Annotated in this window: 18 protein-coding genes and 2 pseudogenes; 16 read left to right on the plus strand and 4 right to left on the minus strand. The window is 60.0% G+C overall.

Features of this window, described 5'->3' with window-relative positions:
* Window positions 1-2 precede the first annotated feature (2 nt).
* Complete coding sequence (locus ACF8EA_RS08495) at window positions 3-758, plus strand: C40 family peptidase (protein ID WP_392521573.1); 756 nt, start codon at window positions 3-5, stop codon at window positions 756-758.
* Between the two features lie 123 nt (window positions 759-881).
* Here ACF8EA_RS08495 and ACF8EA_RS08500 read toward each other — a convergent pair whose 3' ends face one another.
* Window positions 882-1,124, minus strand: a complete 243-nt coding sequence (locus ACF8EA_RS08500) for a hypothetical protein (RefSeq protein WP_392521575.1) — start codon at window positions 1,122-1,124, stop codon at window positions 882-884.
* Between the two features lie 251 nt (window positions 1,125-1,375).
* Here ACF8EA_RS08500 and ACF8EA_RS08505 point away from each other — a divergent pair, with 251 nt between their 5' ends.
* From ACF8EA_RS08505 to ACF8EA_RS08575, 15 genes and pseudogenes are all read left to right on the plus strand, one after another.
* Complete coding sequence (locus ACF8EA_RS08505; RefSeq protein ID WP_392521576.1) at window positions 1,376-1,672, plus strand: hypothetical protein; 297 nt, start codon at window positions 1,376-1,378, stop codon at window positions 1,670-1,672.
* A 42-nt stretch (window positions 1,673-1,714) separates the two neighbouring features.
* Window positions 1,715-2,344: a tail assembly protein gene (locus ACF8EA_RS08510; RefSeq protein ID WP_392521578.1), complete on the plus strand. Its 630-nt coding sequence runs from the start codon at window positions 1,715-1,717 to the stop codon at window positions 2,342-2,344.
* 56 nt (window positions 2,345-2,400) lie between these two features.
* Window positions 2,401-6,471 carry a phage tail protein gene (locus ACF8EA_RS08515; RefSeq protein WP_392521579.1) on the plus strand — a complete coding sequence of 1,357 codons (4,071 nt, stop codon included), beginning with the start codon at window positions 2,401-2,403 and terminating at the stop codon, window positions 6,469-6,471.
* A complete protein-coding gene (locus ACF8EA_RS08520) occupies window positions 6,468-6,782 on the plus strand; it encodes a hypothetical protein (protein WP_084850500.1) in 315 nt (104 codons plus the stop codon). Before ACF8EA_RS08515 ends, ACF8EA_RS08520 begins: the two co-directional genes overlap by 4 nt.
* On the plus strand, window positions 6,782-7,654 hold the full coding sequence (locus tag ACF8EA_RS08525) for a hypothetical protein (protein WP_392521580.1): 873 nt from the start codon (window positions 6,782-6,784) through the stop codon (window positions 7,652-7,654). The genes ACF8EA_RS08520 and ACF8EA_RS08525 overlap by 1 nt, the downstream gene beginning before the upstream one ends.
* A 12-nt stretch (window positions 7,655-7,666) precedes the next feature.
* Entirely contained in the window at window positions 7,667-8,452 is a 786-nt protein-coding gene (locus ACF8EA_RS08530; RefSeq protein WP_392521582.1) for a phage tail protein, read from the plus strand.
* Window positions 8,449-9,042 carry a tail fiber assembly protein gene (locus ACF8EA_RS08535; protein ID WP_392521583.1) on the plus strand — a complete coding sequence of 198 codons (594 nt, stop codon included), beginning with the start codon at window positions 8,449-8,451 and terminating at the stop codon, window positions 9,040-9,042. The genes ACF8EA_RS08530 and ACF8EA_RS08535 overlap by 4 nt, the downstream gene beginning before the upstream one ends.
* A gap of 57 nt (window positions 9,043-9,099) precedes the next feature.
* Entirely contained in the window at window positions 9,100-9,546 is a 447-nt protein-coding gene (locus tag ACF8EA_RS08540; RefSeq protein WP_392521585.1) for a structural protein P5, read from the plus strand.
* Complete coding sequence (locus tag ACF8EA_RS08545; RefSeq protein ID WP_392521587.1) at window positions 9,543-10,040, plus strand: DUF2514 domain-containing protein; 498 nt, start codon at window positions 9,543-9,545, stop codon at window positions 10,038-10,040. The genes ACF8EA_RS08540 and ACF8EA_RS08545 overlap by 4 nt, the downstream gene beginning before the upstream one ends.
* Window positions 10,041-10,117: 77 nt before the next feature.
* Window positions 10,118-10,693: a hypothetical protein gene (locus ACF8EA_RS08550; RefSeq protein WP_392521589.1), complete on the plus strand. Its 576-nt coding sequence runs from the start codon at window positions 10,118-10,120 to the stop codon at window positions 10,691-10,693.
* A gap of 94 nt (window positions 10,694-10,787) precedes the next feature.
* Window positions 10,788-11,006, plus strand: a pseudogene (locus ACF8EA_RS08555) (DUF2514 family protein); the annotation flags it as partial.
* A gap of 73 nt (window positions 11,007-11,079) precedes the next feature.
* Window positions 11,080-11,631, plus strand: coding sequence for a lecithin retinol acyltransferase family protein (locus ACF8EA_RS08560; RefSeq protein ID WP_392521590.1), 552 nt, complete (start codon window positions 11,080-11,082; stop codon window positions 11,629-11,631).
* A gap of 90 nt (window positions 11,632-11,721) precedes the next feature.
* Window positions 11,722-11,946 (plus strand): hypothetical protein, encoded by a 225-nt coding sequence (locus ACF8EA_RS08565; protein WP_274297644.1) that lies wholly within the window; start codon window positions 11,722-11,724, stop codon window positions 11,944-11,946.
* 73 nt (window positions 11,947-12,019) lie between these two features.
* The gene (locus ACF8EA_RS08570) at window positions 12,020-12,313 is read left to right on the plus strand and encodes a hypothetical protein (RefSeq protein ID WP_392521592.1); all 294 of its coding nucleotides are present in this window, start codon (window positions 12,020-12,022) and stop codon (window positions 12,311-12,313) included.
* Entirely contained in the window at window positions 12,310-12,525 is a 216-nt protein-coding gene (locus ACF8EA_RS08575) for a hypothetical protein (RefSeq protein ID WP_392521594.1), read from the plus strand. Before ACF8EA_RS08570 ends, ACF8EA_RS08575 begins: the two co-directional genes overlap by 4 nt.
* 201 nt (window positions 12,526-12,726) lie before the next feature.
* Here the strand turns inward: ACF8EA_RS08575 and ACF8EA_RS08580 are convergent.
* The 3 genes and pseudogenes from ACF8EA_RS08580 to ACF8EA_RS08590 all read right to left on the minus strand — a co-directional run.
* A pseudogene (locus tag ACF8EA_RS08580) lies at window positions 12,727-13,013 on the minus strand (site-specific integrase); the annotation flags it as partial.
* A 165-nt stretch (window positions 13,014-13,178) separates the two neighbouring features.
* Window positions 13,179-13,478, minus strand: a complete 300-nt coding sequence (locus ACF8EA_RS08585) for a Txe/YoeB family addiction module toxin (protein WP_392521595.1) — start codon at window positions 13,476-13,478, stop codon at window positions 13,179-13,181.
* Window positions 13,444-13,728: a type II toxin-antitoxin system Phd/YefM family antitoxin gene (locus ACF8EA_RS08590; protein ID WP_392521596.1), complete on the minus strand. Its 285-nt coding sequence runs from the start codon at window positions 13,726-13,728 to the stop codon at window positions 13,444-13,446. The genes ACF8EA_RS08585 and ACF8EA_RS08590 overlap by 35 nt, the downstream gene beginning before the upstream one ends.
* Window positions 13,729-13,974 lie beyond the last annotated feature (246 nt).

The following is a 13,974-nucleotide window of genomic DNA, read 5'->3' on the forward strand; positions in this document are numbered from 1 at the left end:
CCATGCGAAAACACATCCTCGCCGCCGTGCAAGCGCATGCTGCGGCGGAGTACCCGCGGGAGTGCTGCGGGCTGCTCATCTCCGTGGGCCGCGCCCAGCGGTACGTCCCGTGCGAGAACACTGCAACCGATCCAGCGGAGGAGTTCCGTATCTCGCCGGAGCAGTACGCCGCGGCCGAAGATCAGGGTGAGGTGATCGGCATCGTGCACTCGCATCCAGATGCCACCAGCAGGCCGTCGCCCCGTGACCTGGCCATGTGCGAGGCCACTGAGCTGCCCTGGTACATCCTGTCCTGGCCGGAGGGTGATCTGCGCACCGTCACGCCAACTGGTCACGCACCGCTGCTCGGGCGGCCGTTCGTGCACGGAGCATGGGACTGCTGGCAGGTCTGCGCGGACTGGTACAAGCGGGAGTGGGGCCTGGAGTTTCCGGACTATGCCCGGGAGGAGGGATGGTGGGAGCAGGCGGATGGCCCGAGCCTTTACGAGCAGGCCTACGAGTCCGCCGGGTTCTATCAGGTCAGCCAGCCGCAGCGCGGCGACATGATCGTCATGGCCGCTGGCCGAACGGCTCACCCGAACCATGCTGGCATCTACCTCGGCGCTGACGCTCGGCTGCCGGAGGAAGCGGTGGAGGTCTTCGGGCCTGGCCCGTTCATGCTGCACCACCTGCTGGGGCGGCTATCTGAAATCGTCGTGTTCGGCGGGCCATGGCTCGACCGAACGCGTCTTGTGTTGCGTCATCGAGACGCGAAGTGAGCGGCCAGGCCGCAGGAGTGATTATGCTTTCAGGAAGCGTTGTAAAAGCGAAAACCGCAGATCAACTTGATCTGCGGAGCAGGGTCGCTGCTATGGCTACCATAAAAGAGGCTGTCAAGTCTTTTACTTGGCAGCCGCGTCGACCGTCTTAAAAGCTATCTCAACGGATTCAAATGGGGTTTCGAATGCGTCAATCTCTTCCTTGCGGTTCCATGCCTTAATCGGATTCTTTTTCGCGTTCGCGATCTGCTCTTTAAGGTGCGCTCTTAGTGCAGGGCTCCCCGACTCATAAACGACTCCCGCTAATACCTGCAAAACACTCAAGACCCCATAATTGTGGGATCCAGCAATTGTGTCTTCGGTCATTGGTTCATGCTCGTGGCTCACATCGACCTCCTAGGTCATCATGCCCCAGTCCATGGGCTTTCCGGCAGCGGACCGGGGCGGTTCGTTGGAGGTGCAAAGCTACTATGGCGAAATGCTGGCGCGGTACTGGCATTTCATCCACGCTGGATACCTGGCCAGGCCGGCTGGTACAGTCTTGCTTTTCAGGGAGGGATCACATGCGAGTAGCGGTCACGATACTAAGCCTTGCGCTCTTGGGCGGATGCGCTTCGATGAATGAGAAGCGTGCTGAGGGGCCAGCCTTTACCGCCAACAGTTCGAAATCCGTGGACCAAGTCGCAGAGTGTGTTTTGTTCGCATGGCAGAACCAGTCTTTGATGGGGGCTCATTACGCTGCCGCATTACAGCCATTGGCTGGTGGAGGGAAAACGGTAATAAGCGCCGGAGAGGTCGAATTCGTGGATTTTCAGGCTGCGAAAGGCAAAACCCAGGTGCGCCTTTATTTCCAAACTGGCTTGATGGACTGGAGAAAAAATCGACGAATCGAGGCAGTCGAAAGCTGCCTTTGATCAAACCGCCCTCGGGCGGTTTTTTATTGCCTGGAGGCCGGTATGTCTAGTTCAGCAATCCACTACACCCCCATGACAACCATTAAGTTGTCCGGCTCATTGGCTCAGAAGTTTGGCCGTACCCACCGCCGGCAGCTCGATAGTTGCGACACTTGGGAGGCGTTCCAGGCCTTGAAAGCCACACTGGTAGGATTCGAAGACGAAATCCGCCGCCTCGATGGCCTGGGCCTACGGTTCGCGGTTTTCCGGAACCGGCAGAACGTCGGCGCAGATGCGTTTGACCGCGGTGGTGTTCGCGAGCTGCGTATTGTTCCGGTAATCGGCGGGAGCAAGCGCGGCGGCTTACTGCAGACCGTCGTTGGGATAGCCCTGATTGCTGCAGCAACCTTCGCGACTGGCGGGCTTGGTGCGGCCTTTGGTGCTGGCGCTGGTGGTTGGGGGGTTGCAGCCGCGGTGGGGGCATCCATGGCCATCGGCGGCGTAATCCAACTGCTCAGCCCTCAGGCTCAAGGTCTATCACTGAGCGCTGCGGCTGAGAACAAGCCGTCCTATGCCTTTGGTAGTGCCAGGAACACAACAGCCAGCGGCAACCCCGTGCCGATCTGTATCGGCAAACGTCGCTGGGGCGGGGCGATTATCTCCGTGTCCATCGAAGCGCAAGACAAGACTTAGGACCAGTTCACCTTACAAACCGCCTCCGGGCGGTTTTTTAATGCCTGGAGGAAAGCATGGGCGCAGCAACTCACCTGGATATCGGCGGCGCCAAGGGCGGCGAGAGCAAGCCGAAGACGCCGGTAGAGGCACCGGACAGCCTTCAGTCCACGAACATCGCGAAGATCCTCTTGGCGGTTGGAGAGGGAGAGTTCGATGGCACGCCGACCGATCGGGACATCTACCTCGACAACACCCCTATCATGGACGCCAGCGGCAACGTCAACTTTCCGGGGGTGAGGTGGGAGTGGCGGCGTGGCACCGTTGAACAGGACTACATTCAGGGCATCCCGTCGGTGGAGAGCGAAACCACCGTCAACGTCGAGCTGCGCAGCGACAGCCCATTCACCCGGTCGCTGAGCAATACGCAGCTGTCGGCGGTGCGCGTGCGCATGTCCTGGCCTCGCCTGGTCAAGCAGGACAGTAGCGGCAACACCAATGGTTACCGCATCGAATATGCGATCGACATTGCAACCGACGGCGGGGCATACGTGGAGGCTCACCGCGGCGCCGTTGACGGTAAAACCACCAACGGCTACCAGCGCTCTGTTCGCGTGAATCTGCCCCCGGCCATTTCCGGCTGGATGCTGCGTGTCCGCCGCATCACGCCGAACGCCAACAGCGGCACCGTAGCCGACACGATGACCATTGCCGGCTACACCGAGATCATCGACGAGAAGCTGCGTTACCCAAACACCGCGCTGCTGTACATCGAGTTCGACGCCCAGCAGTTCCAGAACATCCCGGCTGTAACTGTCGATTGCAAGGCCAAGCGCTGGCCGGTACCAAGTAACTACGACCCCGAAACCCGCACCTATACGGGCGTGTGGGATGGCACTTTCAAGCAGGCCTGGACCAACAATCCGGCGTTCGTCACCTACGGTTTGTGCGTTGAAGACCGTTTTGGCCTGGGCAAGCGCATCAAATCGTGGATGGTCGACAAGTGGGAGATGTACCGCATCGCTCAGTATTGCGACCAGTTGGTGCCGGATGGAGTAGGTGGTCAGGAGCCGCGTTACTTGTGCGACATGAACCTGCAGGGCCGCGCCGAGGCCTGGAGCTTGCTCCGCGACCTGTCGGCCATCTACCGGGGCATGGTGTACTGGGCCCACGGCTCGCTGTTCATGCAGGCAGACATGCCGCGCGCGCAGGACATCGACTACGTGTTCACCCGGGCCAACGTCATCGACGGCGAGTTCGTGTATGGCGGGGCCGAGCGCAACACCCACTACAGCCGCGCCCTGGTCAGCTACGACAACCCGGCCAACAACTACGACACCGACGTTATCCCGGTGACCGACCTGGCGCTTCAGCGCCGGTACCGGGACCGGCCAATTGAGATTTCAGCCATCGGCTGCACGCGCGCCTCCGAAGCCCAGCGTCGCGGAAAATGGGCGCTGTTGAGCAACAGCCAGGACCGGACTGTCACCTTCAAGACTGGCATGGAGGGCCGTATTCCGCTGCCTGGGTTCGTCATCCCGGTGGCGGACGAACTGGGGGCGGGGCGTCCCAACGGTGGCCGGATCTCGGCGGCTGCCGGGCGCGTCGTGACGCTCGACCGTGACACACCGATCAAGCCAGGGGACCGCCTGATCCTGAACCTGCCCAACGGCACTGCGCAGGCCAGGACGGTCCAGTCGGTCAACGGGCGTGCCGTCACGGTTACCGTGGCCTACAGCGTGCAGCCAGAACCCGAGCTGCAGTGGGCAATCGACTACGACGACCTGGCGGTGCAGCTCTTCCGCGTGCTGAAGACAGTGCGCACCCAGGAAGGTGAGTACGAGATCACTGCGCTCGAATTCAACCCAAGCAAGTTCGCAGCAATCGACACCGGCGCCAAGCTGGACGAGCGCCCGATCAGCGTCATTCCGGTCACTACCGTGTCGCCGCCTGCCAGCGTTTCGCTGACTTCGGCCTATGCGGTGGATCAGGGTATCGCGGTCAGCACCATGACCATCAGCTGGCCGGCGGTCCAGGGGGCAGCTGCTTACGATGTGGAATGGCGCAAGGACAACGGCAACTGGATCCGCCTGCAGCGCACCGGTACTACGTCGGTCGACGTTGTTGGGATCTACGCTGGCGCTTACCTGGCCAGGGTGCGCGCCGTCAGCTCGTTCGACATAACGTCAACCTGGCGGGACTCGACGCTCACTGAGCTGAAGGGCAAGGAGGGGTTGCCGCCGGCGGTCACTTACTTGGCGGCCGATCCGCTGATCTTCGGGATATCGCTCAAGTGGGGAATCCCACCAGGCGCCGAGGACACCCAGCGGACGGAGATCTGGTACGGCCCAACGAACAGCCTGGAGGCAGCAACGAAGCTCGCCGACCTGGCCTACCCGCAGACCGAGCACGTAATGCAAGGCCTGAAGGCCGGTGTGTCGTTCTTCTTCTGGGCGCGCCTGGTGGACCGGACCGGCAATATCGGCCCATGGTATCCGGCAGGTAGTGGCGTGCTTGGCCAGTCGGGGTCGGACGCCAGCCCAGTACTGGAGCTGATTAGCGGGCAGGTCACCAACAGTGAGCTGGGACAGGAGTTGCTGACGGAGATCCAGAAGATTTCCGGCGACTTCCCAGGTTCCGTCAACGACCGGATCAACGAGGCGAAGCAGGAGCTGGAGGACCTGATCACCGATCTGACCGACCCGCTGGAGTACGTGCCCACCGCCGCTTACGCCACGAATGATGCGGTGCGCAGCGGTCGGCGTTTGTACATGGCCATCGCTGATGTGCCGGCGGCGGCGGATGGCAGCAGCGCCCCGCCGAACCCGACTTACTGGGTAGATATCGGCAGCATTGCCGAGACGGCTAATGGGCTGGCGCAGGCAGTGGCCAAGAACACCACAGACATCAAGACAGTCGAGGGCAAAATCGAGGTCACTGCCGCGATGCTCCAGGCTGTTCAGTCGGCGTACCGTGACGATAGCGGGGAGGGGGATCTAAACGACGCGCTGCGCGGTTGGGACACCCTGGCCAAGGTTTCCGAAGAGGCTCGCACCCGAGCGACCCAGAACGAGGCCATGGCCAGCCGGGTGACCACGGTCGAAGCGCGCGTTGACGGCAACACGGGCAGCATCCGCAGCCTTGAGCAGACGGTGGTCACGAACGAGCAGGCCACGGCCAGCAGGTTCATCGACGTGAACACCAAGGTCGGGACCAACTCGGCCAGCATCTCAGCGCTGGAGAAGACGGTCACCGACAACGAGTCGTCGACGGCGTCGCGACTGCAGACCGTCAACTCGAGGGTAGACGCGACGAATTCGGCGCTCGATCAGGAGAAGGCTGACCGTGCTGATGCTGTCGCCGGGGAGCGTGCGCTGCGCGAGGCATCCATCAGCGACGAGGCCACCACCCGCGCGGATGCCGACCAGGCGCTCGGCACACGCATCGGTTACATGGAGGCGTCGTTCACGGTGCCGCAGGGTGAGCGTGACGACAATGGCGAGGGCGAGCTGGCTGGGGCGCTGAAGGGCTGGGAGAACACTGCCAAGATCGCTGACGAGTCGAAGGTTCGGGCGTCCGAGATTGAGGTCCAGGCGCGGCGCACCGAGACGCTGGAGGTGTCGTTTAATTCGGCGTTGGATAAAACCAACGGCGAAATACAGAAAACCAGCGCATCGGTACAGGTCACCAGCCAGGCTTTGGCCGCGCTCGATAACAAGGCCAGCACGATGTGGTCGGTCAAGATGCAGGTCAACGCCCAGGGGCAGTACGTTGCTGCGGGCATTGGTCTTGGCATCGAGAACGGGCCGGCCGGCCTGCAAAGCCAGTTCCTGGTCTCGGCCGACCGGTTCGCGGTGGTCAACGGCATCAACGGCACGCTTTCCTCACCATTCGCGGTGCAGGGCGGCCAGGTGTTCATGAATGAGGCCTTCATCCAAGACGGCACCATTACCAACGCCAAGATCGGCAGTTACATCAGCTCGACCAACTACGTGGCCGGCCAGCAGGGCTGGATCCTGAACAAGAGCGGGACGTTCGAAATCAACGGCACGGTGGCAGGGCAGGGCCGCTTGTTGATCAACAACCAGCGCCTGCGCATCTACCACGCCAACGGCAACCTGGCGATCGACCTGGGAGTAAACGTATGACGGCAGGCCTGAAGGTCTACGACCCGAGCGGCCTGGCGCTGCTGGATATGACCAGCACGATCAGCCAGATGATGGGGTACGTGGATACGGGGGCGGCCAATGGGTCGCTCTCGATTCCCCTGCCGCCGGCTGGGAGAACGCTGTTCTACGCCATCACCGAACTTTCCGCCCAGAACAAGTATCTCGGCAAGCGGCCGGGGGTGACCCTAGCCGTGGGGGCCTCCGCCGCCACCCTGGCTTGGCAGTACTCATACGCCGGCGGCTGGGGCTTCTACTCACTCAACTGCCGCATTCACTATGGCTACTACTAATGTCAGCAGGTCTGAAGGTTTACAAGGAGAACGGGCAGTTACTGTTCGATACCGAGAAGATTACTTACGGTCTTCTTAAAAGCGGCTATCTCTCGTTCCAGGTCAATTGGCCACGCCTCTATCATCGCTCAGCCCAGTTGCCACCCAATGAAGGGAGCAGTTATGCAGAGTCGTCGATTACCGATGCAGTCCACGGTTTCAGCGTTACGGGGGCAGTAGCGCCGATCGTATTCATCACGGGTTCGGGGATCTCTTGCGGATCCTCAAAGTCAGGTGACACCACGACGTTCTACTTCATCGGGGCCAGCCCCTCAACGAAGTTCTACTACTTCGACACCATGCGGAACACGCTGAATGGGGCCGGCCTAAAGTGCTACGACGAATCCGGCGCGCTCACCTTCAACTCTCTGCAGTATCCGCTCAACATCGTCGCCAGGATAAACGCGCCACCACCCCCAACACCGACGGTAATCAACGGTATTGCCATGTACGGCGTTCCTTTCGCCGGCGCGACCAAGCAGGCTACCAGGTTTATCAGCAGCGGCCCCTACTACTGCGTGGCGAGGATCTTTATCGCGATCGGGGCGGGTGAGTACGCTGCCAGCACAACGTTTTCACGCTCGTTCGGGCAAGGGATCATGGATGGAATGTCTTTCCCGGGCACGCCATTCCCGGCTTACGCGAGCATGCAAGCACACATGGATGGCGCATATGGTGCAACAGGAGGCATCTACTTCATGGCCTGCGACGCTGCGCGCACCACGATGATTTACAGCACTACTGCTGCCAATTCCTATTTCGACATTCCCACCGATCGATACCCGCAGGCGCTCGTCATCAAGACGGACAACCTGCCATTCCCATTCAACTAATCGGAGCATCCTATGCCCTGGTACAGGACAGGCACGGTCGCGATCACGGCTGGCCAAACAACGGTGACCGGTACCGGCACCAACTTTTCCGCGAATGCCCGGGTGGGCGATGCTCTGCTGGGGCCGGACGGCAACTGGTACGAGGTGACCAACATTGCCAGCGGCACGGTGATCAGCATCCTGCCGGCATATAAGGGGGCAACCGTAGCCGGCGGCACCTATGCAATCGCGCCGGTGCAGGGCTACACCAAGACCCTGGCCGACAAGTTCAACGACATTGCCAACACCTGGGGTTCGACGTTGGCCGGGCTGGGTTCGGTCTCGACCGAAAACGTGGTGCCGGTTTCCAAGGGCGGGACAGGCGGCACGAACCAGGCAGATGCGCGCACCGGACTGGGGCTGAAGAAGGCGGCTGTGGCTGACATTGTCGGAACGGTAAGCCAGGCCGGCGGCGTCCCGACAGGCGCGCTGATGGAGTACGTGTCGAACGCCAATGGTGAGGCGTGGAAGTTCGCCTGCGGATTTATGATTTGCACAGCCCTGGTTACATCAGCCAGCCCGGCGACGACTTCTCTTGGCTCGCTATTCACCACGGGTGCCAATCCATGGATTTACCCTGCGGCATTTTCTGCTCCTGTGGTGCCATTGGGTAACGCCACGCTGGCTCATGCGCTCATTGCCGGTCACCCCAACGGCTCCACGGCCGGTACGGGTTACTGGCAGGGGTTAACGTCCTACTCCGTATCCTCGCAAATCCAGGCTCGTCTTGTGGCCATAGGAAGGTGGTTCAACCCATGATCATCAAACTTTCACCAGTTCGCTCTGATGTGAGCCTGTCTGTATCCAAATCGGGCGATACGTTGGAGGTCAACGGCGTAGCGTTGGATTTTTCCCGTTTGCCCGATGGGGCGACCTTGCCGGCCGAGGCCGTGGGCTGCAATTTTGTGATCTCCCCAGTCGAGCGTATTAACGGTGACCTGGTGCTCACCCTGATGCTGCCGCACGCCGCCGATGCGCCGCAGGGAGCGCGCTTCCCGGTCGACCTCTACCCAGCTGATGGCCAGGTGCAGTTGCCGGGCCTAGATCTGGGCGAGCGTCTGACTGCAGCTGCCGGGGTGATCGACTGGTCGCAGGTCATCACTGCTGAAGCAAAGGCACAGGAGGCTGCCGAGCAGTTGCTTGTCACGGTGTCTGCCGATCTCGCCCAGCGCCGCGCTGTCGCCGATGCTGCCATCGCGCCGTTGCAGGATGCTGTCGAGCTCGAAGAGGCAACCGAGGCTGAGGCCACCCTACTGATCGAATGGAAGCGCTACCGCGTTGCACTCAGCCGCCTGCCTGAGCAGGAAGGCTACCCCAGCGAGATTGATTGGCCTGCACCGCCGGCCTGATCTGCACCGAAAACACCAACCGCCATCTGGCGGTATTTTTTTGCCTGGAGAAAACCCATGACCGCACGCGGCATTCGCAACAACAACCCCGGCAACATCGATTTCAACCCGCGTAATGCTTGGCAGGGCCAGCTGGGAATTGAGGTGGGCGTGGGCAAGCCGCGCTTTGCCCGGTTCGACCAAGCCGAGAACGGCATCCGCGCCCTGGGCAAGCTGCTGCTCAACTACCGAGGCAAGGACGGTATGCCCGGCGTCGGGCGGCCCGGTATCGACACCCCGCTGGAGTTCATCAGCCGATGGGCGCCGTCCAGCGAGAACAACACTTTGGCGTATGCCCAGGCCATTGCCCAGCGCTTGGGTGTGGGCGTGCGCGACTCCATCGACATTTCCAAGCCGCAGGTGCTGCGTGAGGCTGTGGTGGGCATCATCGTCCACGAGAACGGTGGTAACCCCTACAAGGCCAAGGTGATCGACGAGGGCGTGCGGCGAGCCCTGGCTTCATGAGCCCTTGGATTGGGTGCGCTGCAGTGCTGGTTCTGTTGGTCTCCCACTGGACAGCCTATGAGCACGGCCGTTCAGTAGAGCTTGCCAAGGCCGGTCAGCAATCAGCGAAGCGGGACAGCGGCGATCGACTCGCCGAAGTGATTGGTGAGCGATCGGCGCGCCAGGAAGAACACCGGAGCGCAGATGCGCAGCAAGAGGCGAGGGTAAAAGGGCATGAAGAAAGAAAGGTTGCTGATGCTGGCGCTGCTAGTGCCGATGCTGCTGGCCAGCGGCTGCGCGACGAAGCAGGAAAGCTCGCCGCCACCATCAGTTGCCCCGGCGCGGATACCGCCGCTATCGCCCGAGGCCAAGCAGCCACCCGCGCCGCCATGGTGCTCTCCGACCTGCTCGCACGGTCTGATGAAAGAGCGGGAGAGCTGGCGAAAGCTTATGACGCTGCTCGTGCAGCCGGCCGCCAGTGCGAGCGCGAATATGATGCTTTAACTACGAACTAACAGATATACAATCCTGCCTGGCAGACCAGGCGTGGAGCCGGGTGTCAGAACTGAATTCGTAAAAGGACCGCAGCCCTATGCTTCAGGGGATTTTGACTAGAACTGCTAAACAGCTTTCCGATGCTTGGGGCTACCCTACAGTGATCGACTGGTACAACGAAAGGTCGGCGCCGAATGAGATGAATGTACTGGTGCGCTTCGCTGCGGCGGCGGCGCAAGAGTGGAAAGATGCGACTGCCTTTTATGAAGTGAAAATAGATTGTGGAAGGATAGACCTTCTAATTGTGTCGCCGGATGCAATTCTGATTGTTGAGGGGAAGACGACTTTCCATTCAGGGGCTAAAGCTTTGATTGCCTCCTTGAATAGTCAGGTTGATCGCATCCATGGTGAAGATGGAGGGGTTAGGCGTCTAATTGATAGACGTATACCCTCGTACTGTAGAGAGCGATGGGGGCTTGAAGAGTTGCCTCCGATTTATGTGGTTGTTCTCGCTTGGTGCAATTCCCGAGGATTACCAGCCTGGAGTGGCTCCAAGCATTGGAATGAATCGCTTGCGAATTTTGAGTCGGGTAACGAGAAGTTTAACTTCAATGGGGATGAGCACTATTTGCTTTACAAGTATAAAGCTTCCAGCGGAATAGGTTGGTGCTGACGCGTCGCTGAAAATCGGTATGAACTTTTGGTCTGGCACGATCGTGGGGCTGTGCCTGAATTACGGAGCTGACATACAACGCGCCACATACTGCCTTGACTCAGGTTGTGAAACGTTCTGCGGCGCCATCGCTGCCCAGCAGCGCCAGGCAGGAACCTCTGCCGTCGTGGTGCTCGGGGGATTGCTTGAAGAGTCTGACCGAATGGCGGGAGACCTCGCGAAAGCGCTTGAGCGAAGTCGAATAGCAGGAATTACATGCGAAGCCATCCACCACAAAATCAGAAACAGTGGAGCATTCAGCGACCCGAGATAACATGTTTCCTGGAACCATTGTTCTAAAGATGGCGCGGTGCCATGATTGGTTTCCGTTTTTAAGGAGAATCCAAATGCGTCGAGGAGACCATCTCGTCAGCTTGCGGGCAGGTTACACGCATCATGGTATCTACATTGGATGTGGGGAGGTCCTTCACTATTCCGGCTTCGGAGACAGTGTTTCGGGACCTATCTGCAGGGTCAGCTTGGATCGGTTCAGCAGCGGAAATCCCACAACTGTTTTGTCTCACCCTGCCGCTGTCTACGATGCCGAGGAGCGAATTGCCCGTGGATATTCACGCTTAGGTGAGAACTCCTATAACCTCGTCACCAACAATTGCGAGCATTTTGTGAGCTGGTGTATTTACGGAGCTTCGACCAGCCAGCAAATTCGAAACGTACTCCGCGCCGCCGGTATTCCTGGAACCACTATCGTCCCGGGCATAGCTGCTGTCATAACTGCAGCCTCACAATCTGATGAGCCGGTTCAGACGGCGGTCAAGGTCGCGGCGAAGGAGGCAATGAGTAGTGCTGCAGTCATCGGCGCAGCGACTATCATCGGAGGGCCTATTGGTCTTGCGGGGGCTGCGGCCATCCTGGCGGCAAAGAAGATGCTCCTCAAATAACAGGTTTTCGAGCCGCACTGGTGCCCTCAAACCGGCGCCACTCGGGTTGCGAGAGTATGATGACGCTAGTCAACTGATCGGAGCAGGGAAGTGGACAAGCGCACCTTCATAGGGATGGTTGAGGCCGGTGAGCCGCTGATCCAGCAAGCTGTCGACGCCCTGCGGGAGTATCACCAGGCCCAGGATCGCGGTGCGCCGGCGGAAGAGATCGAACGGTTGCGCCTACTGGCCGAGTCGCTGTTCCAGGTGGTGTCCGATTACCAGCTCCGCGTCATCGCCAAGGCCCGAGGCAAGGATTTGCCACCTCTTCACTGATCCGTTGATCGGCAATTGCCCGCGACCGATCCCGCCTATACGATACTGTTTATTCATACAGTATTGGTGCCCTATGTACTTCCTCCTCGTTCGCCGCCGCGTGAATGGCGTGGCTATCCCTTCCGACCAGCTCAGGAAGGTCCAGCCCCTTCGGGCCGACATCCACATTGGCGACCACCACAGCGAGCCGCTGGGACGGGTATCGACACAGGCCTGGGTGTTCAACCCGTCGCCAGGGCCGGACATCATCCCGCGGCTGCACGACGCCAAGGTCAACGGCATGGCCCAGCTCGGGATCAACATCAACGGGGTAGAGGAGATCGACGGTGTGCTCTACGCGCAGTCCTGGTGGTGCAGGGCAGAATGATGGAGGGGATACCACAGGCCTGGGTGGCGGAACAGGACGACCAGACGGCCCTGCTAACTGACCCTGATGGGAGAGCGGCTGTGCTCAGTGAAATGGCCTATGCCGCTCACCGGCGACAGGAAGTAGATGACGGCGACCTGGTCGACATGCTGGAGATCGTCGAGTCGGCCAGGCTTTGGGCGCTGGATGGATCTGAAACTAGCGGGGATTAGGCCGGCAGAACGCCGAAGGAGGGCGCAGGCTTGGGCCAATTCTTGGGCCAATGCATGCGTTTTGGTGCGTTGTTGAGAGGCTGAAACCCCCGAAAACATTGCACTCCAGACCGCTCAAAACCGCGAAAATAATCGCATGGTGATGTTAGCGGTGGAGATCAAGGAGCTTACCTATCAATAACTTACGTGGCTTCTTCGCAGCTACGGACCAATTTGGAGCTTATCCAGCTCCTGCCAGTCGTTAGACGAGTTAATCCAGCGCGCATAAGTCGATAAGAGCATCTGCACGCCTTGCCCGAGCTGTTGGGCGATAAATGCGGGGTTGAGACCAGACATTGAGCATATTGTCGCATAGGTGTGGCGGCAGTTATACGGGGGCGGTACCTGATGCCCAAACCTTTCAGGTTTGGCCGCCACTGGTGGTGCAGGTCCGACATCTGCTTGACGTGCTCCCCATTATTACCGGGCGGCAAGACGAACGGCGATTCCCGTGCAGCGCGGTAGTGCACCTCTGCGTGAGCCTGCGGATAGCCTATCCCTAAGAACTGGACACCCAGCGCCAAACGACCGCGCGTGTGATTTCGTTCACCGACCGCCCTTGTAACAGTGGCGGAGGCAGCTCGCGCACAGCACAGTACAGCGCTTTAGTCGTCTTAGTGGTAGCGGCATTGCAGAACGGTGAGCATACCGGCCTCGAAGAAGTAGACCAGACGGTGCTCACGGGTGATGCGGCGGGACCACACGCCAGATAAATCGCCTTTCAGCGGCTCAGGCTTGCCAATACCCGTGAAGGGGGTGCGTAGACACACGTCAATCAGGCGGTTGACGTTGCCAAGTATGGTGAGGTCGGCACTCTGCCAGTGACAGTAATCCTCCCAGCCCTCTTTGGTGAACTTCACGCTTACCTTGTCGCGGGCTTTATCCTTGTTCCGCTGCTTCTGGTTCTTGCTCATTGAGGTCCAGTTCCTTCGTCAAGGCCTGGCCGTCCCGGAGCTGATCGATGGATGAGCGCAAGCGCGAAGCGTTTTTGGACGATCCCAACAGGTGAATGGTCTCGTTCATCCCGTTGTAGTCCTCCAGGGACATCATCACTACGGGTTCGCCACGCTGTCGCGTGATTACGGCGGGCTCATGGTCCCGGCAAACATCATCCATTGTCTGCTTCAGTTCGGCGCGAGCCTGGCTAAAAGTCAGTACGTGCATTTGTCCATCCTCCGGGCTCTGCCCGGGTAAGGGTTGCTCTTTGGACCGCCACAGGCGACGCCCAAAGTACTAAGAAAGTGAAGCCAGTCGGCCCGCACAGCGGCTCCGTAGTGACTCACAGTGTTCTCTCATCTGGATCAGAATCGTCATTCCAGTAGCCACAGGCCAAAGGTGTCCAGATGGATCCAGCCGTCGCTGGCAACCGCAGCCATTGTACCTAACGTTGTACAAGGCATTAAACCGGTA

The sequence above is a fragment of the Pseudomonas sp. YQ_5 genome, from assembly GCF_043103305.1.
Taxonomy (GTDB): domain Bacteria; phylum Pseudomonadota; class Gammaproteobacteria; order Pseudomonadales; family Pseudomonadaceae; genus Aquipseudomonas; species Aquipseudomonas putida_Y.

Bases quoted from the DNA above. Each gene is read 5' to 3' on its own strand.
- ACF8EA_RS08495 (WP_392521573.1), top strand. From the start codon at position 3: ATGCGAAAACACATCCTCGCCGCCGTGCAAGCGCATGCTGCGGCGGAG.
- ACF8EA_RS08500 (WP_392521575.1), bottom strand. From the start codon at position 1,124: ATGACCGAAGACACAATTGCTGGATCCCACAATTATGGGGTCTTGAGT.
- ACF8EA_RS08505 (WP_392521576.1), top strand. From the start codon at position 1,376: ATGAATGAGAAGCGTGCTGAGGGGCCAGCCTTTACCGCCAACAGTTCG.
- ACF8EA_RS08510 (WP_392521578.1), top strand. From the start codon at position 1,715: ATGTCTAGTTCAGCAATCCACTACACCCCCATGACAACCATTAAGTTG.
- ACF8EA_RS08515 (WP_392521579.1), top strand. From the start codon at position 2,401: ATGGGCGCAGCAACTCACCTGGATATCGGCGGCGCCAAGGGCGGCGAG.
- ACF8EA_RS08520 (WP_084850500.1), top strand. From the start codon at position 6,468: ATGACGGCAGGCCTGAAGGTCTACGACCCGAGCGGCCTGGCGCTGCTG.
- ACF8EA_RS08525 (WP_392521580.1), top strand. From the start codon at position 6,782: ATGTCAGCAGGTCTGAAGGTTTACAAGGAGAACGGGCAGTTACTGTTC.
- ACF8EA_RS08530 (WP_392521582.1), top strand. From the start codon at position 7,667: ATGCCCTGGTACAGGACAGGCACGGTCGCGATCACGGCTGGCCAAACA.
- ACF8EA_RS08535 (WP_392521583.1), top strand. From the start codon at position 8,449: ATGATCATCAAACTTTCACCAGTTCGCTCTGATGTGAGCCTGTCTGTA.
- ACF8EA_RS08540 (WP_392521585.1), top strand. From the start codon at position 9,100: ATGACCGCACGCGGCATTCGCAACAACAACCCCGGCAACATCGATTTC.
- ACF8EA_RS08545 (WP_392521587.1), top strand. From the start codon at position 9,543: ATGAGCCCTTGGATTGGGTGCGCTGCAGTGCTGGTTCTGTTGGTCTCC.
- ACF8EA_RS08550 (WP_392521589.1), top strand. From the start codon at position 10,118: ATGCTTCAGGGGATTTTGACTAGAACTGCTAAACAGCTTTCCGATGCT.
- ACF8EA_RS08560 (WP_392521590.1), top strand. From the start codon at position 11,080: ATGCGTCGAGGAGACCATCTCGTCAGCTTGCGGGCAGGTTACACGCAT.
- ACF8EA_RS08570 (WP_392521592.1), top strand. From the start codon at position 12,020: ATGTACTTCCTCCTCGTTCGCCGCCGCGTGAATGGCGTGGCTATCCCT.
- ACF8EA_RS08575 (WP_392521594.1), top strand. From the start codon at position 12,310: ATGATGGAGGGGATACCACAGGCCTGGGTGGCGGAACAGGACGACCAG.
- ACF8EA_RS08585 (WP_392521595.1), bottom strand. From the start codon at position 13,478: ATGAGCAAGAACCAGAAGCAGCGGAACAAGGATAAAGCCCGCGACAAG.
- ACF8EA_RS08590 (WP_392521596.1), bottom strand. From the start codon at position 13,728: ATGCACGTACTGACTTTTAGCCAGGCTCGCGCCGAACTGAAGCAGACA.